At 50.8% G+C, this 21,131-nt stretch carries 22 protein-coding genes; 16 read left to right on the top strand and 6 right to left on the bottom strand.

Going from position 1 to position 21,131, the window contains the following annotated elements; all coding sequences use genetic code 11:
• Positions 1–181: 181 nt before the first annotated feature.
• Together ACLJRH_RS06245 and iprA are read left to right on the top strand one after the other, a co-directional pair.
• Positions 182–3,118 (top strand): autotransporter outer membrane beta-barrel domain-containing protein, encoded by a 2,937-nt coding sequence (locus ACLJRH_RS06245; protein ID WP_000556519.1) that lies wholly within the window; start codon positions 182–184, stop codon positions 3,116–3,118.
• A gap of 85 nt (positions 3,119–3,203) precedes the next feature.
• Positions 3,204–3,827, top strand: coding sequence for a hydrogen peroxide resistance inhibitor IprA (gene iprA / locus ACLJRH_RS06240; RefSeq protein WP_000950236.1), 624 nt, complete (start codon positions 3,204–3,206; stop codon positions 3,825–3,827).
• A 44-nt stretch (positions 3,828–3,871) separates the two neighbouring features.
• Here iprA and ampH read toward each other — a convergent pair whose 3' ends face one another.
• Complete coding sequence (gene ampH, locus ACLJRH_RS06235; RefSeq protein WP_023136406.1) at positions 3,872–5,029, bottom strand: D-alanyl-D-alanine-carboxypeptidase/endopeptidase AmpH; 1,158 nt, start codon at positions 5,027–5,029, stop codon at positions 3,872–3,874.
• A gap of 346 nt (positions 5,030–5,375) precedes the next feature.
• On the opposite strand from ampH, the gene sbmA reads away from it, so the two are divergent.
• Together sbmA and yaiW are read left to right on the top strand one after the other, a co-directional pair.
• Positions 5,376–6,596 (top strand): peptide antibiotic transporter SbmA, encoded by a 1,221-nt coding sequence (sbmA, locus tag ACLJRH_RS06230; protein ID WP_000477023.1) that lies wholly within the window; start codon positions 5,376–5,378, stop codon positions 6,594–6,596.
• A gap of 14 nt (positions 6,597–6,610) precedes the next feature.
• Positions 6,611–7,705: a surface-exposed outer membrane lipoprotein YaiW gene (yaiW, locus tag ACLJRH_RS06225; protein WP_023136407.1), complete on the top strand. Its 1,095-nt coding sequence runs from the start codon at positions 6,611–6,613 to the stop codon at positions 7,703–7,705.
• A gap of 37 nt (positions 7,706–7,742) precedes the next feature.
• Here yaiW and ACLJRH_RS06220 read toward each other — a convergent pair whose 3' ends face one another.
• On the bottom strand, positions 7,743–8,051 hold the full coding sequence (locus tag ACLJRH_RS06220; protein ID WP_000763139.1) for a YaiY family protein: 309 nt from the start codon (positions 8,049–8,051) through the stop codon (positions 7,743–7,745).
• 267 nt (positions 8,052–8,318) lie between these two features.
• Between ACLJRH_RS06220 and ACLJRH_RS06215 the strand changes: the two genes are divergently transcribed.
• Positions 8,319–8,534 carry a DUF2754 family protein gene (locus tag ACLJRH_RS06215; RefSeq protein ID WP_001239240.1) on the top strand — a complete coding sequence of 72 codons (216 nt, stop codon included), beginning with the start codon at positions 8,319–8,321 and terminating at the stop codon, positions 8,532–8,534.
• Between the two features lie 25 nt (positions 8,535–8,559).
• Here the strand turns inward: ACLJRH_RS06215 and ddlA are convergent, their stop codons facing one another.
• Complete coding sequence (ddlA, locus tag ACLJRH_RS06210; RefSeq protein WP_001096588.1) at positions 8,560–9,654, bottom strand: D-alanine--D-alanine ligase; 1,095 nt, start codon at positions 9,652–9,654, stop codon at positions 8,560–8,562.
• Between the two features lie 77 nt (positions 9,655–9,731).
• On the opposite strand from ddlA, the gene ACLJRH_RS06205 reads away from it, so the two are divergent.
• The 5 genes from ACLJRH_RS06205 (at position 9,732) to adrA (ending at position 14,259) form a co-directional block, all read left to right on the top strand.
• Positions 9,732–10,445 (top strand): extensin family protein, encoded by a 714-nt coding sequence (locus ACLJRH_RS06205; protein ID WP_023136408.1) that lies wholly within the window; start codon positions 9,732–9,734, stop codon positions 10,443–10,445.
• 168 nt (positions 10,446–10,613) lie between these two features.
• On the top strand, positions 10,614–11,825 hold the full coding sequence (locus ACLJRH_RS06200; protein WP_000446772.1) for a multidrug efflux MFS transporter: 1,212 nt from the start codon (positions 10,614–10,616) through the stop codon (positions 11,823–11,825).
• Positions 11,826–12,121: 296 nt separating this feature from the next.
• The gene (gene iraP / locus ACLJRH_RS06195) at positions 12,122–12,382 is read left to right on the top strand and encodes an anti-adapter protein IraP (protein ID WP_001518423.1); all 261 of its coding nucleotides are present in this window, start codon (positions 12,122–12,124) and stop codon (positions 12,380–12,382) included.
• Between the two features lie 352 nt (positions 12,383–12,734).
• Entirely contained in the window at positions 12,735–13,055 is a 321-nt protein-coding gene (psiF, locus tag ACLJRH_RS06190; RefSeq protein ID WP_000705162.1) for a phosphate starvation-inducible protein PsiF, read from the top strand.
• A gap of 91 nt (positions 13,056–13,146) precedes the next feature.
• The gene (gene adrA / locus ACLJRH_RS06185; RefSeq protein ID WP_001632589.1) at positions 13,147–14,259 is read left to right on the top strand and encodes a diguanylate cyclase AdrA; all 1,113 of its coding nucleotides are present in this window, start codon (positions 13,147–13,149) and stop codon (positions 14,257–14,259) included.
• A 14-nt stretch (positions 14,260–14,273) separates the two neighbouring features.
• Here adrA and proC read toward each other — a convergent pair whose 3' ends face one another.
• The gene (gene proC / locus ACLJRH_RS06180) at positions 14,274–15,083 is read right to left on the bottom strand and encodes a pyrroline-5-carboxylate reductase (RefSeq protein ID WP_000412193.1); all 810 of its coding nucleotides are present in this window, start codon (positions 15,081–15,083) and stop codon (positions 14,274–14,276) included.
• Between the two features lie 139 nt (positions 15,084–15,222).
• Here proC and ACLJRH_RS06175 point away from each other — a divergent pair, with 139 nt between their 5' ends.
• From ACLJRH_RS06175 to ppnP, 5 genes are all read left to right on the top strand, one after another.
• The gene (locus ACLJRH_RS06175) at positions 15,223–15,678 is read left to right on the top strand and encodes a YaiI/YqxD family protein (RefSeq protein ID WP_000158137.1); all 456 of its coding nucleotides are present in this window, start codon (positions 15,223–15,225) and stop codon (positions 15,676–15,678) included.
• A 184-nt stretch (positions 15,679–15,862) separates the two neighbouring features.
• Positions 15,863–16,408, top strand: coding sequence for a shikimate kinase AroL (aroL, locus tag ACLJRH_RS06170; protein ID WP_000983569.1), 546 nt, complete (start codon positions 15,863–15,865; stop codon positions 16,406–16,408).
• Between the two features lie 26 nt (positions 16,409–16,434).
• Complete coding sequence (gene yaiA / locus ACLJRH_RS06165; protein WP_001143161.1) at positions 16,435–16,626, top strand: protein YaiA; 192 nt, start codon at positions 16,435–16,437, stop codon at positions 16,624–16,626.
• 250 nt (positions 16,627–16,876) lie between these two features.
• Positions 16,877–17,554, top strand: coding sequence for an AroM family protein (locus ACLJRH_RS06160; RefSeq protein ID WP_001276437.1), 678 nt, complete (start codon positions 16,877–16,879; stop codon positions 17,552–17,554).
• A 70-nt stretch (positions 17,555–17,624) separates the two neighbouring features.
• Complete coding sequence (ppnP, locus tag ACLJRH_RS06155; RefSeq protein ID WP_000941953.1) at positions 17,625–17,909, top strand: pyrimidine/purine nucleoside phosphorylase; 285 nt, start codon at positions 17,625–17,627, stop codon at positions 17,907–17,909.
• Between the two features lie 37 nt (positions 17,910–17,946).
• Here the strand turns inward: ppnP and rdgC are convergent, their stop codons facing one another.
• Positions 17,947–18,858 carry a recombination-associated protein RdgC gene (rdgC, locus tag ACLJRH_RS06150; RefSeq protein WP_000964307.1) on the bottom strand — a complete coding sequence of 304 codons (912 nt, stop codon included), beginning with the start codon at positions 18,856–18,858 and terminating at the stop codon, positions 17,947–17,949.
• Positions 18,859–18,983: 125 nt separating this feature from the next.
• On the opposite strand from rdgC, the gene mak reads away from it, so the two are divergent.
• Positions 18,984–19,892 carry a fructokinase gene (mak, locus tag ACLJRH_RS06145; RefSeq protein ID WP_001219270.1) on the top strand — a complete coding sequence of 303 codons (909 nt, stop codon included), beginning with the start codon at positions 18,984–18,986 and terminating at the stop codon, positions 19,890–19,892.
• Positions 19,893–19,911: 19 nt separating this feature from the next.
• Here mak and araJ read toward each other — a convergent pair whose 3' ends face one another.
• Positions 19,912–21,084, bottom strand: coding sequence for an MFS transporter AraJ (araJ, locus tag ACLJRH_RS06140; RefSeq protein WP_000755629.1), 1,173 nt, complete (start codon positions 21,082–21,084; stop codon positions 19,912–19,914).
• Positions 21,085–21,131 lie beyond the last annotated feature (47 nt).

The following is a 21,131-nucleotide window of genomic DNA, read 5'->3' as shown; positions in this document are numbered from 1 at the left end:
AATTATCTATTTTCCTTTTATTACGTCTTTTTAATTCATGTCCGAATCCGGACTGAGGATAAAGAATAATTGAACCTTTTAGCAATGACGCCGCATAATCCTCCTTGCTAAACATCTATATGTTTTTATGCATTGATAATTGATGGATCAACTATATTACGTCCCTGAGGAGGGATGACAAATGCACTCCTGGAAAAAGAAACTTGTAGTCTCACAATTAGCATTGGCTTGCACTCTGGCAATCACTTCTCAGGCGAATGCTACTACTTACGATACCTGGACTTATTACGACAATCCTACCACCGCGCTTGATTGGAATAATATGGATGCCGCAGGCACTGTTGATGGTAACTATGTAAACTATAGCGGTTTCGTTTACTACAACAATGCCAATGGTGATTTCGATCAGACGTTCAACGGTGACACTGTTAACGGTACGATTTCTACCTATTATCTGAACCATGATTATAATGACGCAACCAGTAATGAGCTGAATATTAGTAATTCAGTTATTCATGGCTCGATTACTTCCATGCTGCCGATTGGTTATTACGATCGTTTTGATACGTTGGATCACGATGGGTATTCTGAATATTATCGGTTCAACAACGGTACTGATACTGTTGACGGAAACTGGTATGACGGTGATGTGTTCACGCTGAACATCGCTAATTCCACCATTGATGATGATTATGAAGCGTTTTACTTCACTGATTCCTATAAGGATGGTGATGTAACTAAGTACACAAATGAAACATTCGATGTCAGCGAAGGCGTGGCGGTGAATCTTGATGTAGAAAGCAACATCAATATTTCCAACAATTCCCGTGTTGCAGGTATTGCCTTGTCTCAGGGAAATACTTACAACAACACTTACACGACGGAATCCCATAACTGGGATAACAATATTAATGTATTTGACTCTACTGTAACTTCCGGTTCAGATTATATCCTGGATAGTGCTTATACTACTGACACTGGTACTTTTGGCACAGGTCACTTTGGCAATTCCGATGAGCCGAGCGATTATACTGGTGCTGGCGACGTTGCATTATCTTTCACTGATGACAATGGTGCTTCAGACTATGCAATGAAGAACAATGTGTACTTCAGTAATTCTACGCTGATGGGTGATGTCAAATTTACCAGTAACTGGAACGCCAATTTCGATGCGGATGGTGATGATACTAACGGTGATGGTGTTCCTGATACCAACCATGGCTGGGCTGATGACGGCCTCAACGTCGACGAACTGAACCTTACACTTGATAATGGCAGTAAGTGGGTTGGTCAGGCGACTTATACTGTTGATACAACGTCCCGTATGTATGATGTTGAAACGAACAGCCTTACTCCAGGCGCAACATTGGAAGATAATGCCTGGAATCGTATCGTTGGTAATGAAGTTTTCCAGAGCGGCGTGTTTAACGTGACGCTGAACAATGGTTCTGAATGGGACACCGTTGGGGACTCGACTGTTGATACTCTGGCTGTAAACAATGGTTCTCAGGTTAATGTTTCTAATTCTGATTTAACATCAGACACCATTAATTTGACTAATGGTTCTTCACTGAACATTGGTGAAGATGGTTATGTTGACACCGATCACCTGACAATTGACTCCTATAGTACTGTTGGTTTGACCGAATCTACTGGATGGAGCACTTATTCCAATCTGTATGCCAATACCATCACCGTAACTAACGGTGGTGTGTTGGATGTGAATGTTGGTCAGTTTGATACCGAAGTATTCAGCACTGATAAACTGGAACTGACCAGCGGCAATACTGCTGATCACAACGGTAATGTTGTTTCTGGTGTGTTCAATATCCATAGCAGTGATTATGTTCTGAATGCTGACCTGGTGAACGACCGTACCTGGGATACCACTCAGGCTAACTATGGTTACGGTACTATCGCGATGAACTCTGACGGTCACCTGACCATCAACGGTAATGGCGATATCAACAACGGCGACGAACTGGATAACAGCTCTGTTGATAATGTTGTAGCGGCCACTGGTAACTATAAAGTTCGCATCGACAACGCTACTGGTGCCGGTTCTGTTGCGGATTACAAAGGCAACGAGCTGATTTATGTCAATGACGTAAACACCGATGCGACCTTCTCTGCAGCAAACAAAGCTGACCTGGGTGCTTACACCTATCAGGCTAAGCAGGAAGGCAACACTGTCGTGCTGGAACAGATGGAACTGACCGACTACGCTAACATGGCGCTGAGCATTCCTTCTGCGAACACCAATATCTGGAACCTGGAACAAGACACCGTTGGTACTCGTCTGACCAACGCTCGTCATGGCCTGGCGGATAACGGCGGCGCATGGGTAAGCTACTTCGGCGGTAACTTCAACGGCGACAACGGCACCATTAACTACGATCAGGATGTTAATGGCATCATGGTCGGTGTTGATACCAAAGTTGACGGTAACAACGCTAAGTGGATCGTTGGTGCGGCAGCAGGCTTCGCGAAAGGCGATCTGAGCGATCGTACCGGTCAGGTGGATCAGGACAGCCAGTCTGCCTACATCTACTCTTCCGCTCGTTTCGCAAACAACATCTTTGTTGATGGTAACTTGAGCTACTCTCACTTCAACAACGATTTGTCTGCTAACATGAGCGACGGTACTTACGTTGACGGCAACACCTCTTCTGACGCCTGGGGCTTTGGCTTGAAACTGGGTTATGATCTGAAGCTGGGTGATGCAGGCTACGTAACGCCTTACGGCAGCGTATCCGGTCTGTTCCAGTCTGGCGACGACTACCAGCTGAGCAACGACATGAAAGTTGACGGTCAGTCCTACGACAGCATGCGTTATGAAATCGGTGTAGATGCAGGTTATACCTTCACTTACAGCGAAGATCAGGCGCTGACGCCGTACTTCAAACTGGCTTACGTTTACGACGACTCCAACAACGATGCTGACGTAAACGGCGACTCTATCGACAACGGCGTAGAAGGTTCTGCGGTACGTGTTGGTCTGGGTACTCAGTTCAGCTTCACGAAGAACTTCAGCGCCTACACCGATGCTAACTACCTCGGCGGCGGTGATGTTGATCAAGACTGGTCTGCAAACGTTGGTGTTAAATATACCTGGTAATCATTTTCTCTCAGGAGAAATAAAGGTAATTTAAACTGAAAAATGCCCGTCAAGGACTTGACGGGCATTATTGCAAGGAATGCATATGTTATCTTTAAGCAAGCCACTACAGGAATTCAACAGACTCGATAAATGCCTTTCTAAGCATGGTACGCGTTTCGAGTTTGTTAACGATAAAGAGATTATCTGTTCACCTGATGAAAGTAATACCCATACCTTTGTTATTTTAGAGGGGGTTGTTTCGTTAGTTCGGGGTGATAAAGTTCTTATTGGTATTGTGCAGGCCCCCTTTATTTTCGGCTTAGCCGATGGTGTGGCGAAAAAAGAGGCACAATATAAATTAATTGCGGAGAGCGGTTGCATCGGTTATCGCCTCTCATCATCACAAACTCTCGCCATCATTGAGCAGAACCAACTGTGGCGTGAGGCCTTCTGTTGGTTAGTATGGAAAAGCCAGGTACTGGAACTTCGTGACAAGCAGCTCATTGGTAATAATTCTTACGACCAGATTCGTGCGACGTTAATGACAATGATTGAGTGGGATGAAGAACTTCGCTCACGTATTGGTGTTATGAATTATATTCATCAACGAACGCGCGTATCGCGATCGGTGGTGGCGGAAGTTCTCGCGGCCCTGCGTAAGGGTAATTACATTGAAATGAATAAAGGCAAACTGATTAGTATTAACCGTTTGCCCTCCGAATATTAACAAAAATGTTGTGCCTCGTCTGATATAGCGCGAGGCGCGACGACTCAGGATGCAGGAATAGCAATCGGTTTATTGCCGCTTAACTCAGTAACCAAATCGTTAATCCCGTCGCTCATATTGGTAAAACGCGTGAGGGGGGAACGGGTTACGACCACAAAAGCGCCAATATTATATTGTGGGATCATCGCCATATAGGTAATAAAACCGCCGCCGCCTCCTGTTTTCTGGATAATGCCAGGACGTCCGTCTTTTGGCGCCATATAGACCCAGCCCAGACCGAGCGCATCGGCTTTACCTGGTACGTCCATCCCGATGATTTTCTTTAACTGTGTGCGCTGATAAATCAACGTTTGCATACGATCGGCCTGATGGCTACGGTGATAGAAATCTGACGACAGATACTGTTGCATCCAGCGTATCATATCTCCTGGCGTAGAATAGACCCCGCCGCTGCCAATGGCTGCCAGCGTATTATTACAGGGGCTTGCGCCTTTCTCTGCCACCATCAGACGCTTACACTGATCGGGAGAGGGGGTAAACGTGGTGTCTTTCATTCCCAGCGGGCGGGTAATCTTTTCTTCAAACAGTTGCGTATAAGGTTTGCCGGAGGCGGTCGCCAGCGCGTCGGCTAACAGGTCGAACGCCAGATTGGAATAGGCCGCCTGCGAGCCTGGCGCGACTTTTAACGTTGCTGTGGAGAGCCAGCTCCAGCGTTGTTCGCGGGTTGGCCAGACAAATACCGGACGATGCGCCGCGCCGCCTGGCTGTTCTCGCGGAAGCGCGCTGGTATGGGTTGCTAAGTTGACCAACGTAATCGGCGTGCCTTGATACGTCGGGACATGCGCGCCGGGAGGCGCATATTTGCTGAGAGGGTCGTTTAATTTTACCGTTCCCTGATCGAGCAATTTTACCAACATTTCACTGGTCATTAGCTTGGTGAGAGAAGCGATACGAATGACCGAATCAAGCTGTGGACGAACATTATTGCCCGGTCTGGTGTCACCGAAACTACGAAACACGCGTTGATTGCCGTCGATCACCACCAGCGCCATGCCCGTGGCGCCGCTACCATAAAAGATATGCTCGGCATAACGATCAACGATATCAGAGGCAAAAACCGGATCGGCAATCGGCTGAGCCGCCTGGACAGAAGTAAGTGATGCCGCAAACAGCATGGCAGTAAAAAGCAGACTACGTTTCAACGGTGATGTCCATAAGTGAAATAACGGTGGTTATGCGTATTTATACTACCCGGCGGCACATTGCAAAACGTTAAAGAGAAAAAAGTGGGTGAAAAAACGTAACGGCGGGTTTTCGTGATGAAGAATGTTTACTTTTGTGATAGAGCGCTTGTGATAACCTGATAGCGCTAGCCTGCCTGCTTAGAATGAAACTCGTCGAAACAATTCTGTTGAGCAGAAGTGCGAACTAAGCGTCACAACGTAGGTCACAATGCCTGGTTTAGCCCTTTCATTTGCGTGGGCATGGCGTGATATTGCCGCCGTTACAGCAGCCGTAATAAAGAGAAGAAGTTAGCAGGAGAGCATGATGTTTAAATCTTTTTTCCCAAAGCCAGGGCCGTTTTTCATGTCGGCGTTTGTTTGGGCGCTGATCGCCGTCATTTTCTGGCAGGCGGGAGGAGGAGATTGGGTGGCGCGACTTGTAGGGGCATCCGATGAAGTGCCTATCAGCGCAGCGCGCTTCTGGTCGCTGGACTATCTGATTTTTTATGCTTATTACCTGATTTGCGTGGGATTATTTGCAACGTTCTGGTTCATCTATAGCCCGCACCGCTGGCAGTATTGGTCGATACTTGGCACCTCGCTCATTATTTTTGTCACCTGGTTTTTGGTGGAGGTTGGCGTTGCGGTTAACGCCTGGTACGCGCCGTTCTATGATTTGATTCAAACGGCGCTCAGCTCGCCGCACAAGGTCACTCTTGGTCAATTTTATCATGAAGTGGGGGTGTTTCTCGGTATTGCGCTTATCGCCGTGGTGATCGGTGTGCTGAACAACTTCTTTGTCAGCCACTATGTATTTCGCTGGCGTACCGCAATGAATGAGCACTATATGGCGCACTGGCAGTACCTGCGCCATATCGAAGGGGCCGCCCAGCGTGTACAGGAAGACACCATGCGTTTTGCCTCTACACTGGAGAATATGGGCGTGAGTTTTATCAATGCCATCATGACGCTCATCGCCTTTCTGCCAGTGTTGGTCACCCTGTCAGCGCATGTGCCGGATTTACCCATCGTAGGGCATATCCCTTACGGCCTGGTCATTGCCGCCATAGTCTGGTCATTAATGGGGACGGGCCTGCTGGCGGTCGTCGGGATCAAATTGCCGGGGCTGGAATTTAAAAATCAGCGAGTGGAAGCCGCTTATCGTAAGGAGCTGGTCTACGGTGAAGATGACGCCAGCCGCGCCACGCCGCCAACCGTCCGTGAACTGTTTAGCGCGGTGCGTCATAACTACTTCCGTCTCTACTTTCACTATATGTATTTCAACATCGCGCGCATTCTCTATTTGCAGGTCGATAACGTTTTCGGTTTGTTCCTGCTGTTTCCTTCCATTGTTGCCGGTACGATTACGCTGGGGCTGATGACGCAAATCACCAACGTGTTTGGTCAGGTGCGCGGTTCGTTCCAGTATTTGATTAACTCCTGGACGACTCTGGTGGAGCTGATGTCTATTTATAAACGTTTACGTAGCTTTGAACGCCAGTTGGATGGTCAGCCAGTTCAGGAAGTGACCCACTCTTTTAGCTAACAGAAGGAAACGTTATGTCGGCGGCGTCCCGTCTTTATCCTCTGCCTTTTCTGGCGGTTGCCATATTGGCTGGCTGTAGTAGTCAATCCGGGCAGCCGGTGAGCAAGGGCGAGAAGCCTGTCGACGTGGCAAGCGTAGTACGTCAGAAAATGCCGGCCAGTGTCAAAGACAGAGAGGCCTGGGCGAAAGATATCGCAACAACGTTTAAGAGCCAGGGGCTGGCGCCGACGGTAGAAAATATCTGTTCGGTGCTGGCTGTCGCCCAGCAGGAGTCCGGTTATCAGGCGGATCCTGTCGTGCCGGGACTAAGTAAAATCGCCTGGCAGGAGATTGATCGCCGCGCTGAACTACTACACATTCCGCTGTTTCTGGTGCACACCGCGCTGAAAATTAACTCCCCCAACGGCAAGAGCTATAGCGAACGCCTGGACACGGTAAAAACCGAAAAACAGCTTAGCGCTATTTTTGACGACTTTATCAATATGGTCCCTATGGGGCAGACGCTATTTGGCTCATATAACCCGGTGCATACGGGCGGCCCGATGCAGGTCAGCATTGCCTTTGCCGAACAGCACGCGAAAGGCTATCCGTGGAAGATGACGGGTACGGTACGTCAGGAGGTCTTTACGCGCCGTGGCGGATTGTGGTTTGGAACCTACCATTTGCTGAATTACCCGGCGAACTACAGCGCGCCTGTTTTCCGCTTCGCCGACTTCAACGCGGGATGGTACGCCAGCCGTAACGCTGCGTTCCAGAATGCCGTCAGTAAAGCCAGTGGGGTAAAACTGGCGCTGGATGGCGATCTGATTCGTTATAACAGCAAGGAACCGGGCAAAACAGAGTTAGCGGTGCGCAAACTGGCAGGGCAGTTGGGAATGAGTGAGCGCGAAATTCGCAGCCAACTGGAGAAAGGCGATAGCCTGGCGTTTGAAAAAACGGCGCTCTACAAGAAAGTCTATAAACTGGCCGAGGCCAAAACGGGCAAGACGCTTGCGCGGGAAATGTTGCCCGGTATTCAACTGGAAAGCCCGAAGATCACGCGCAAGCTGACGACCGCCTGGTTTGCTAAACGAGTTGATGAGCGGCGGGCGCGGTGTGTGGGGCGATAAATTTCGCGCTGGGATATTTTCTCCAGCGCGCTAAGGTTTATTGGTGACGGTGACGCCAGCGTAAAAACGCGGCGATAACGGCGAAAATGAGGCAGCCTGTGAGGAAGGGCACCAGACCAAAAATCGTCCCGACGCCCAGACCAATCTCTACCCGCGGTCGACCTGTATCCTGTACCTGCATCAGATGCTCATAGATGCCCGGCGCATGAACCAGCAGGTTTAAGAGTTGCGCTCCGGCCCAGAAGCAAAACAGTACAAATATGGCGTAAGCAATATTTCCGGGCGTAGAGGAGGTTTCTCGATGCTTCCCGCTGAACAGCGATTTTGAGAGAGTGAAATCAGCCATAAAGACCTCCAGGATGATCGGCTACGATCTGGCGTTATGCCATCGGCTTACTGTGAAGTCTGACAGGTCATTGTGTTTGTCAATATCAGAATCATGGTAATTTCACATACGGAATGTATCCATCGCGTAAATTTTTGTTAGTTGTCACAAAACGATCACTTTTATCAAAATCAATTAACATTTAAGAAATTCCGTATCCCCCACAGACTCGCTCGCCAGAAGTATGCAAAAATACGTTTTTGTTGCTGTTAATACGTCGGAGTCGTTATGCGTTTGCCTGTAAAAATTCGTCGTGACTGGCACTACTATGCCTTCTCTATTGGCCTTATCTTTATTTTGAATGGCGTCGTAGGATTGCTGGGTTTTGAGGCGAAAGGATGGCAAACCTATGGCGTTGGGCTGGTAACGTGGATTATCAGCTTCTGGCTGGCGGGGTTCATCATTCGCCGGCGCGAAGATGATGAGGTAAAAGACGCCCGATAAACGTTGCGCTATCGGGCGTGCGCTATTACATCGTGGTTTTTAAGGCGTTATTCGCCGTATGGCGTTCCAGCGCCAGCTCAATCAGGCGGCTGATCAAATCGGTATAGCCCAATCCGCTCGCCTGCCAGAGTTTTGGATACATACTGATATTGGTAAAACCTGGCAGCGTATTGATCTCGTTAATCACGACCTCATTGTCTGCCGTTAAGAAGACATCGACACGCGCCATACCCGCGCACCCCAGCGTCTGATAAGCCTGGATCGCGATCGCGCGGATCTTGTCATTCACCTCGGAAGGGATCTGCGCAGGCACGACAACTTGTGCGCCGTTATCATCAATATACTTAGTATCGTAGGCGTAAAATTCGCTATTCAGTACGATTTCGCCGCAGGTACTGGCCTGTGGGTTATCGTTACCTAATACGGCGCATTCGATCTCGCGCCCTTTGATCCCTTGCTCCACCACCACTTTATGATCGAATTCGAAAGCCAGCGCGACCGCCTGCTGATATTGCGCTTCGTTAGCGACTTTACTAACGCCGACCGAAGAGCCCTGATTGGCGGGCTTAACGAACAGCGGCAGTCCCAGACGGGATTCAACCTCGGCAAAACTAAACGCGTGACGATTCGTTCGGGTGAGTGTAATAAACGGGGCGATATTCAGTCCTGCATCGCGTAGCAGTCGTTTGGCGACGTCTTTATCCATGCAGGCTGCGGAGCTCAGCACGTCTGAACCGACAAACGGTAAGTTTGCGACGCGCAGCATCCCCTGCAATGAGCCGTCTTCGCCCAGCGTACCGTGGACGATAGGAAAAATAACATCTACCGTCGGTAGCGGCTGCCCGTTCTGGGCGTTAATCAACTGGTGTTGGTGTTTGCCAGGCACCTGGGCCAGACTGATTGCCGAAGGACGTAGCGCGATATGTGCCGGATCGTCTGCATTCTGCAAATAATTTTCCGCATCGTTAACATGCCATTGTCCTGCCTTATCTATCCCTAACAGCACCACGTCGAAGCGGGTTTTATCGATCGCATCAACGATATTTTTCGCTGATTGCAAAGACACTTCATGTTCCGCCGACTTACCGCCAAATACTATTCCTACCCGCAATTTCGCCATCTTAAAAACCCATTCCATCGAATGCAAAGCGTATACATTACCACGACAAAACGCGGGTTTCGCGGGCTTCTGCCATAATGTTTATGGGATGTGAGAACGGAGGCCGCGTGAGAGGTAAGGGTTTTCTGATTATTGTGCTGTTGGGCGGCATTGGCGGACTGGGATATCGTTATCTTCCCTCTTATTATAATCCTTTTGCTCCGCTACAACTTGCCGATCCGCCAGGCTGGATCACTACCTTCAAACTACAGCGCCTTACGCTGTCGCAGTGCCGGGAGCTTTTGACGGCGGCCAATCAACAGGGATTAATTTCATCACAACCTGTTGCGGATAGCACTGGTGAATGTCCCTTGTCCCATGTTGTGCGCGTCAGAGATTTTGGCCAGGTCAAACTGAGCAGCAGTTTTTTAGCCTCCTGCCCGTTGGCGCTGCGCTCCGCGCTGTTTGTCGAACAGCAGGCAAAACCTTTAACAGAAACGTGGATGAAGCGCCGCCTGACCCGCATCGAACATCTGGGCAGCTATGCCTGCCGTAATATTTATCACCGCCCGGATGCACGTCGCAGTGAACATGCCAGCGCAGAAGCGCTGGATATCAGCGGGTTTCAGCTATCGGATGGCCGAAAAATCACTGTTCTGCGCGGCTGGGGGCGTGAGGAGACGGGGCTCTGGTTACGCGCTATGTTAAACGCCAGTTGCCATTATTATGGCAATGGGCTCGGGCCTGACTATAACGCTGCGCATGCTAACCATTTTCATCTTGGAATGCGGGGCTACGGCGTGTGTCGTTAAAGCATAAACGTCTGCCTTGCGCGGCTATATAATGTGATATGTTTCACAAAAATGATGAACGGGGAGACAAAATAGCAAAGTGTGACGTATCGCACCTCTGGAACCACCAGGAAAATGAGAGCTTGCTAAGCTAACGCGTATTTTCAGCTACTTACCGTTACGAGTCTTATGGAATCCTGGAAAGTTAATCTAATTTCCGTTTGGTTTGGATGTTTTTTTACCGGGCTGGCAATCAGCCAAATCCTGCCATTCTTACCCCTTTATATTTCCCAGCTTGGCGTCTCTTCCCATGAAGCGTTATCAATGTGGTCCGGGTTAACGTTTAGCATCACGTTTCTTATTTCCGCCATTGTGTCGCCGATGTGGGGCAGTCTCGCCGATCGTAAAGGGCGTAAACTGATGCTATTGCGCGCGTCGCTCGGGATGGCGATAGCTATTCTACTGCAGGCATTCGCGACCCATGTCTGGCAACTTTTCCTGCTGCGCGGAATCATGGGGTTAACGTCAGGCTATATCCCCAATGCCATGGCGCTGGTAGCCTCTCAGGTACCGCGCGAACGTAGCGGCTGGGCGCTCAGTACGCTTTCTACCGCGCAAATCAGCGGCGTTATCGGCGGGCCGTTAATGGGCGGCTTTGTCGCGGATCATATCGGGCTGCGGGCGGTATTTCTGATTACCGCCATGCTGTTGGTGGTGAGCTTTCTGGTCACTCTATTTTTAATTAAAGAAGGCGTACGTCCGGTCATCAGGAAAAGCGAACGCCTGAGCGGTAAAGCCGTTTTTGCGTCGTTACCTTATCCTGCGCTGGTGATCAGTTTGTTTTTTACCACGATGGTCATTCAACTCTGTAATGGTTCCATCAGTCCAATCCTGGCGCTGTTTATCAAATCAATGATGCCGGACAGTAATAACATCGCCTTTCTTAGCGGGTTAATTGCCTCGGTGCCCGGTATCTCCGCGCTTATCTCCGCGCCTCGCCTGGGAAAACTTGGCGACAGAATCGGCACGGAAAGAATTCTGATGGCCACGCTTATCTGCGCAGTGCTGCTTTTCTTCGCGATGTCCTGGGTCACCACGCCGTTCCAGTTGGGGCTGTTGCGTTTCTTGTTAGGCTTTGCCGATGGCGCGATGTTACCCGCCGTACAAACGTTATTGGTGAAATACTCCAGCGATCAAATTACCGGACGTATTTTTGGTTACAACCAGTCATTTATGTACCTGGGCAACGTGGTTGGGCCGTTGATGGGCGCGACGGTATCGGCGATGGCCGGTTTCCGCTGGGTTTTTATCGCTACGGCGGCGATCGTGTTGATCAATATTGGGCAACTGACCCTGGCGTTACGTCGTCGGCGTAACGCGCAAAAAGCGAAAGGCCAATAGCGGTGCATCGTAACGGCGCTTCTGCCGTTACGATATGGTTTAAATTAAAAGATATATTCTTTATCCGTGAAGTTTTTCTATAGATGGCATAACCTTAAATTATGATATAGCGTGATTATTGTTTTTTGATGGTTTATTATCGTCTCGTTTTCGGTCTGAGAAACGTTTCGCTGCGGCGACAGTGATAATTATTTGTGTAAAGTTCTTCCTGTATCATAAAAATAGTACTTTCAGCCTCTAGGCAGTGGTTCTTCATAGTGATAACGTCACCCTGGAACTAATAAGGAAATATGGTCATGAAAAATCTCATAGCAGAGTTGTTGCTTAAGCTAGCCCAAAAAGAAGAAGAGTCGAAAGAACTGGTTGCTCAGGTAGAAGCGTTAGAGATTATCGTCACAGCAATGTTACGTAACATGGCGCAAAACGAGCAGGAGATGTTGATACGTCAGGTAGAGGGGGCACTTGAAGGCGTAAAGCCGGATGCCAGCGTTCCTGATCACGATACGGAATTGCTGCGCCAATATGTAAAAAAGTTGCTGAGACACCCCCGGCACTAATCGTATTTAAAACAACACAGTTGTTATAACGTTACTTTTATAAAATAGCCCTGGCCGCTTCGTTTTTATTTTGCTCTGTATTAACCAGAAGAAAATAAAAACGAAGCGGCTATGGTAATAACAGTGTAACGCTATGCGCTGTTCTTCTGCATCCTGCCAGTGTGACTGTGGATAATCGAATTGCACATTAGCCTACGGTTTGTCAATCAATAAAACATCTATTGCTCACGGTAAGTAATACTTTTACAACCGGGTGGTATTTTTGCCAGTAACAGCCAGACTTATATAAAGTCCCTGGGATATTTCCCAAAGGGACAACGTGTAATGTGTACACTGACAAAAGGATGGTGCTATGAAAATAACATTACTGGTGACTTTACTTTTTGGCCTGGTCTTTTTAACCGCCGTCGGCGCAACCGAGAAACCGTTAACGCCGCAACAGCAGCGCATGACGACCTGTAATCAGCAGGCGACAGCGCAAGCGTTGAAAGGCGATGCGCGTAAAACCTACCTTAGCGACTGCTTGAAAAATAGTAAGTCAGCCCCTGGCGAGAAAAGCCTGACGCCGCAACAGCAGAAAATGCGTGAATGCAATGTTCAGGCGACGGAACAATCCCTGAAAGGCGATGACCGTAGCAAGTTTATGAGCGCCTGCCTGAAAAAAGCGGCGTAGTGCTATCGGGTGAGCCCTGAAAAACACTCACCCGAAATTTCATACTCCCTCCATGCGCTCTGTTTCTATAATTTGGGAAAATTGTTTCTAAATGTTCCCAAAAATAATGAATGATGAAAATTTTTACCGAAAAGCAGTTGAACAGGCGGTAGCGCCGCCTGACCCTTCTGATGATCGTCAGCGCTCCGGGTTGCGCTTCGCCCGGCGCATCAGGCTACCGCGCGCGGTGGGGTTAGGGGGGATGTTTTTACCGGTGGCCGCCGTGTTAGTGACGCAACCTGTCTTTGGCGGCTGGTGGCTGTTGCTGGTCGGCTGGTCTTTTGTCTGGCCGCATCTGGCGTGGCAGTGGTCGGCGAAAGCCCTTGATCCGCTACGTCAGGAAATTTACAACCTGAAAGTGGATGCGATCCTCTCCGGCATGTGGATCGCGCTGATGGGCGTCAATATGTTGCCTGCCGCCGCGCTGTTTATGATGATGAGCATGAATCTGATGGGGGCTGGCGGGCGGCAGCTATTCACTGCCGGAATGGGGCTTTTGCTGGCGTCATGTCTGGTGACGTTGCAGCTTACCGGGCTACCCGTCGCTATGCGAAGCTCGTCGCTGGAAGTCACACTCTCTTTGCCCGTCATTATGTTGTATCCGCTTCTGTTCGCCTGGGTAAGTTACCAAACGGCCATTAAATTAGCGGAACATAAGCGACGCTTGCAGGCGATGAGCTCGCGGGATGGCATGACCGGCGTCTATAACCGACGCCACTGGGAAATTTTATTACGTAATGAATTCGATCACAGCCGACGCCACCATCGGGAGGCGACATTGTTGATTATCGACATCGATCATTTTAAGAGCATTAACGACACCTGGGGGCATGATGTTGGGGATGAGGCTATTATCGCCCTGACGCGTCAATTACAGATAACGCTACGCGGGAGTGATATTATCGGGCGCTTTGGCGGCGACGAATTTGCGGTGATTATGTGCGGAACGCCGGCAGACAGCGCGATTACCGCCATGTCGCGAGTGCATGAACGGCTAAATACCTTACGCTTGCCGGGCGCGCCGCAGGTCATGTTACGTATCAGCGTGGGCGTGGCGCCGTTAACGCCACAAATCGGTCATTATCGGGAATGGCTAAAGTCTGCGGATATGGCGCTTTACAAAGCAAAGAATGCCGGACGTAACCGCACCGAAGTGGCGGCATGACGTCCAGCCGGGCTTCAGGATTTACTGAGCGCCTCTGATTTTTCCATACACTTCGTCATCGCTTCTATTACCGCAGCGCGGAAGCCACGTTCTTCCAGAACGCGTACGGCTTCAATCGTCGTTCCGCCAGGCGAGCACACCATATCTTTCAGTTCGCCGGGATGCTTTCCGGTTTCGAGTACCATTTTCGCCGATCCCATAACGGCCTGCGCGGCGAATTTATAAGCCTGAGCGCGAGGCATACCGCCCAGAACGGCAGCGTCCGCCATCGCCTCGATAAACATAAAGACATAGGCCGGCGAAGATCCGCTCACGCCAACCACCGGATGGATCATCGGCTCAGCAATTACTTCCGCCTCTCCAAAGCAGCGGAAAATATTCAGCACATCAGCCGTATCTTCCGGTGTGACCAGCGCGTTTGGCGTGACGGAGGTCATTCCTGCGTTGACCAGCGACGGCGTATTCGGCATAGCGCGAATGATTTTACGGTCGTGTCCCAGCGCGCGCGCAAGCTGATCAAGCGTTACGCCTGCGGCGATAGAGACCACCAGCGAGTCTTTGTTCAGGCTGGAGGAGATTTCACTGAGCACTTTCACCATAATGCCCGGTTTTACCGCGCCGAAAACGATATCCGCGACCTGAGCGACCTCCTGCGCGCTTTGCGCCGCATTAATGCCGTACTGGTCATGCAGGGCGGCAACTTTATCGGGGGAGGGGGTGTAGACCCAGATCTGACCGGGAAGTACCTGACCGCTGGCAATCAGTCCGCCAAGAATAGCCTTGCCCATATTACCGCAGCCAATAAAACCGATTTTCTTCTCCATCTCGTCACTCCCTATGTTTGTGTGTTATGGGGAATGGTTAGCTTAACGCGGATTGAAAACGGGCAGAAGGAGAAACAGCACTTTGATGAAAGGCAAAAGCGCGAGACAATAAAAGATTGTATACCGTACGGGAGACATTATGACCATCTGGGTGGATGCGGATGCGTGTCCGAATGTCATTAAAGAAATTTTGTACCGCGCCGCCGAGCGGATGCAGTTGCCGCTTATTCTGGTTGCCAATCAGGCCTTGCGCGTGCCGCCTTCGCGTTTTATCCGCACGCTCCGCGTGGCCGCCGGGTTTGACGTGGCGGACAATGAAATTGTGCGTCAATGCGAAGCGGGCGATCTGGTGATTACCGCGGATATTCCGCTGGCGGCTGAAGTGCTGGAAAAAGGCGCTGCGGCTCTTAATCCCCGGGGAGAACGCTATAGCGACGCCACGATTCGCGAACGTCTGACGATGCGTGACTTTATGGACACGCTACGCGCCAGCGGCGTACAAACGGGGGGACCAAACACTCTCTCGCCGCGCGATCGTCAGCATTTTGCCGCCGAGCTGGATAAGTGGTGGCTGGAAAGCCAGCGTAAAAAATAAATCGTGTAATGAAAAATTTACAGTTTATTCATTTCTGATTCTTGCTATAGTACTAATATTGTGACTTTAGCACCTTTGTGTAAATTATTATTTACATTCATGCGTTGTACTAGTTAGATGATATGATTATAACATTGCTGATATCAAATCCTGCGTATGCGCAGTTCCTGGGGGAACGCCTGCTATGATGCAACCTCTTTATCTTGTTGGCCCGCGGGGCTGTGGGAAAACCACCATCGGTATGGCGCTGGCGCAGGCAACCGGTTTTCGGTTTGCAGATACCGACCGCTGGCTGCAATCGCACGTGCAGATGAGCGTCGCTGATATCGTTGAAAAAGAAGGCTGGGGAGGGTTCCGCGCCCGGGAAACCGCGGCCCTGGAGGCGGTAAGCGCGCCTTCGACTGTCGTGGCGACGGGAGGCGGTATTATTCTCACGGAGTATAACCGACGTTATATGCACCGTGTTGGCGTAGTGATTTATCTGTGCGCGCCGGTATCCACGTTGGTTAACCGGCTTGAGGCTGAACCTGAAGCGGATCTGCGCCCGACCCTCACCGGCAAGCCGTTGAGCGAAGAGGTTCGGGAAGTGCTTGAGCAGCGTGACGCGTTGTATCGCGAAACGGCGCATTACATTATTGACGCGACGAAAGCGCCGGCCCAGGTCGTTTCTGAAATTATTGCGGCGCTGCCGCCGTCGACGCAACGGTTACAGGGAGATGTCTATACTTAACGCTCACCCAGAATAAAGGAAACGCTATGCCAACCAGACCACCTTATCCGCGGGAAGCTTATATCGTCACCATTGAAAAAGGCACGCCGGGCCAGACGGTGACGTGGTATCAGCTACGGGCTGACCATCCGAAACCTGATTCGCTCATCAGCGAGCATCCGACCGCAGAAGAAGCGATGGATGCGAAAAAACGTTACGAAGATCCGGATAAATCATAGACGCATGAACCACTCGGAAGGGATTCTGAGTACCCCTAAATTGTATCTCCATCACATTCTTGAAACATTTATACTGGCAACTAAAACCGTAAATTAAGCGATAACAATACAATATTGGAGTTATTTGGAATCTTTACACAATACGTTGCTCATCTGCTGCTACGCTTTCTGAGATTTGTAGGGCAGGTAGCGCGGTGAGCGTGTGAATATTTGCCCGGGAATTACGACGAAGTAATAAGGTGGAATAAAAATGAGTGCGTCGTTGGCAATCCTCACAATCGGCGTTGTGCCAATGAGCGAAGTGTTACCGCTTCTGACGGAATACATCGACGAACAACACATCACCCATCATAGCCTGCTGGGAAAAATGAGCCGGGAAGACGTTATGGCGGATTACGCTGTAGAGCCTGGCGACGATCCGCTTTTGACGTTGCTGAATGATAACCAGATAGCCCATGTTTCCCGCCAGAAAGTGGAGCGAGATTTACAGAGCGTTGTCGAGGTGCTGGATAACCAGGGTTATGACGTCATTATACTGATGAGCACCGCGGCGATTAAAAGTATGGCAGCCCGTAATTCTATTTTGCTTGAACCGCTGCGTATTATTCCACCGCTTGTCGCCTCTATTGTGGATGGGCATCAGGTGGGCGTGATTGTGCCTGTTGCAGAACTTCTGGCGGCCCAGGAGAAAAAATGGCAGGTATTGCAAATGCCGCCGGTGTATTCGCTGGCGAATCCGGTTCACGGTTCTGAGCAACAGTTAATTGATGCCGGACAGGCGCTACTGGATCAAGGCGCGGACGTCATTATGCTGGATTGTCTGGGTTTTCATCAGCGTCATCGGGATATTTTACAGCAGGCGCTGGATGTGCCGGTTTTACTCTCTAATGTTTTGATTGCGCGGTTAGCTTCAGAACTGCTTGTCTAATTTTACGTGACAGGCCGAACGTCAGGACTCTATATTGGGTGTTAATTTAATAATGAGACGGGGCCTGATTATGCTACAAAGCAATGAATACTTTTCCGGGAAAGTGAAGTCTATTGGATTTACCAGCAGTAGCACCGGCCGGGCCAGCGTTGGTGTGATGGCGGAAGGGGAGTATACCTTTGGCACCGCCGAACCCGAAGAGATGACGGTTGTGAGCGGCGCGTTGAAGGTACTGTTGCCGGGAACTGTCGAATGGAAAGTGTATACAGCCGGTGAGGTGTTTAACGTGCCTGGCCACAGCGAGTTTCATCTACAGGTCGCTGAGCCCACCTCGTATCTGTGCCGCTATTTGTAACGGTGAGTCCCCTCTCCGGCGGAGAGGGACCCTCTGGTTAGCGCTGCGCTTCGCCGCCTAATCCTTCCACCAGGCTTTGAATCAGCGCCGCCAGCTCGCCGGTCATCAGGATAAAGTCCGCGTCAAAACGTTGGGCAAAATCTTCCCGGTCGATATCTTCGTTCTGATCGCGCAGCTCATCGCAGAATTTCAGACGCTTAATGGAGCCGTCGTCGCACATGACGAATTGAATACGCTGCTGCCAGTCGAGCGCCAGCTTCGTGACCACTTTACCCGCTTCAATATGAACGGCGATCTCGTCGCTGACCAGATCCTGCTTTTTCGCGCGGATCACGCCGCCATCTTCCAGCATCGCTTTCAATTCGGCTTCGTCCAGCAACTGGAAACCCTGAGCGACCGTACCGGAGCGCACCCACTCTGTGAGCGTCAGCTCTATCGGATTTTCCAGCGCCAGCGGGACGACCGGCAGCGAGCCAAGACTTTTACGCAGTAGCGCCAAAGTATCTTCCGCTTTTTTCGCGCTGGCGCAGTCAACCATAATCAGGCCGTTAACGGTATCAATCCACATCATTGTCTGACTGAAGCGGCTAAACGCGCGCGGCAGCAACGAATGCAACACTTCATCCTTCAGGGAATCTTTTTCCGTCTTCTTCAGCTTGCGTCCCTGATCGGCTTCCAGTTTCTGGATTTTCGCCTCCAGTGCCTGTTTGATCACTGGCGATGGCAGGATTTTCTCTTCTTTGCGCGCGCAAATAATAATTTGGCCATTGGCGGTGTGCGTTAACGCATCGCTGTGAGAGCCCATCGGCGGAACCCAGCCCATTTTGGCCATATCCTGGCTACCGCATGGGGTAAACGTCATTGAGGTGAGCTGTTTCTCCATCTCTTCGGCGCGTAATGTAATATCGCGGCTAAGACGGTAAACCATTAAATTTTTGAACCACAGCATGATAATTTCCACGGCCTTGTCGTTAAATCCAGGCGGTATAGTAACGAATTGTCGGCAGGCTTGCATTGCCAATCAGAACGGTGAATTCTACCCTGTTGATATTCCCAAAAAATGAGGAGCGGTATGTGCGTATTGGTATCGATTTAGGCGGCACAAAAACGGAAGTCATTGCGCTTGATGATGCAGGAGAGCAGCGGTTTCGCCATCGTCTGCCTACGCCGCGGGAGGATTATCAGCAAACGATAGAAACCATCGCTACGCTGGTCGACATGGCGGAACAGGCGACCGGCCAGACCGGTAGCGTCGGCATTGGCATTCCCGGTTCTCTCTCGCCTTACACCGGCGTGGTAAAAAACGCTAACTCTACGTGGCTTAACGGCCAGCCGTTCGATAGCGATGTGAGCCGTCGTCTGAAGCGTGAAGTGCGGTTAGCCAACGATGCCAATTGCCTGGCGGTATCAGAGGCGGTAGATGGCGCGGCAGCGGGGGCGCAAACGGTATTTGCGGTGATTATCGGTACCGGGTGCGGCGCGGGCGTAGCGCTAAATGGCCGGGCGCACATCGGCGGCAACGGTACGGCAGGTGAATGGGGCCACAATCCGTTGCCGTGGATGGATGACGATGAGTTGCGTTACCGCGAAGAAATTCCCTGTTATTGCGGTAAACAAGGCTGTATCGAAACCTTTATTTCCGGTACGGGATTTGCCACGGATTACCAGCGTTTGAGCGGTAAAGCGCTAAAAGGCGATGAGATTATTCGTCTGGTCGACGCGCAGGACGCCGTGGCGGAACTGGCGTTAAGCCGTTATGAGCTGCGGCTGGCGAAAGCATTATCTCATGTCGTGAATATTCTGGATCCGGATGTCATTGTGCTGGGCGGTGGTATGAGCAATGTTGAGCGCCTGTACAAGACGGTTCCGTCGCTGATGAAATCGTTTGTTTTTGGCGGCGAGTGCGAGACGCCGGTACGTAAGGCGCGGCATGGCGATTCGAGCGGCGTGCGCGGCGCGGCCTGGCTGTGGCCGCTGGCGTAACGTTTTTAGCCGGATGGCGTCATCCGGCAACCGGCGTGACCGATGGCTGCTTGTGTTTTAGACGTCCGTATACCAGCAACGACGACATGGCGGAAAACGAGAGCAGGGCGGCGGGAAGCGCCACGTAGTGGTACGCAAAACCTAGCGTCAGCATCAGTCCGCCGCACCAGGCGCCAATCGCGCTACCGAGATTAAAGGCGATTTGCCCTCCCGCCGCGCCCAGCAGTTCGCCGCCTTTGGCGTTTTGCAGCAGCAGGATTTGCAGCGGCGCAGAGAGCGCAAACAGACCAGCGCAGCAGATAAACGCGAAAGTCAGCGATGCCGTTTTGTATCCGCTGAAGAAAAAGAGCGCCATGAGAGAGAGCACGATAATGAGGTCAGTCACTACCGCGATGCGCAGCGGAGTATATCTGCCGGAGAGTTTGCCGCTTAACAGATTGCCTAACACCATCCCCAGCCCGACCAGCATCATAATAAACGTCATGCTCGTCTCCGAAAAACCGGAGATGTACATCATAAATGGCTTGATATAGCTGAACCAGGCAAAAACGCCCGCATTGCCGAACATCGTGGCGGCGAAAATGAGCCACGGTGCAGGACTACGCAAGAAGTGGAACTGCTCGCGCAGGCTGCCTTGGGCTTTGTCACGGATATCCGGCACCCAGAAGAAAATTGCGGTGAGCACAGCGATGTTGAAAACCGCGATCAATAAAAAGGTGTAGCGCCAGCTAAATTCCTGGCTCAGGTAAGTGCCGACCGGAATGCCCACCAGATTCGCCACCGTCATTCCTGAAACCATACCCGCGACGGCGGCGGTGACTTTCCCGGGGCGGATAATCTTTGACAGGACAATGGCGCCGACGCCAAAAAAGGCGCCGTGCGGAAAGCCGGAAACCAGTCTGCCGACGGCGAGCATCAGATATGACGAGGAAAAGGTAAATATGGCATTGCCCATCACGCACAGCGTGACCAGAAACAGCAGTATATGTTTAAGCGAAAAGCGGCTGGAAAAGAGCGCCATAACAGGCGCGCCCAGCACGACGCCGAAGGCGTAAAACGAGATCATATGCCCGGCGGCGGGAATCGTTATCCCGACATCGCGTGCCAGCTCCGTCAGCACGCCCATAATGCCAAACTCGGCCATCCCCAGTCCGAACGTACCCAGCGCCAAAGAAAAAATAACTTTTTTCATACCACCTGCCGAAAATAAAGGCGCATGTTGCGCGCTGTGGCTGTGAA

Source organism: Salmonella sp. SAL04162 (assembly GCF_046551535.1).
Lineage (GTDB): Bacteria > Pseudomonadota > Gammaproteobacteria > Enterobacterales > Enterobacteriaceae > Salmonella > Salmonella enterica.
This window is presented reverse-complemented; position numbering and strand designations above follow the sequence as displayed.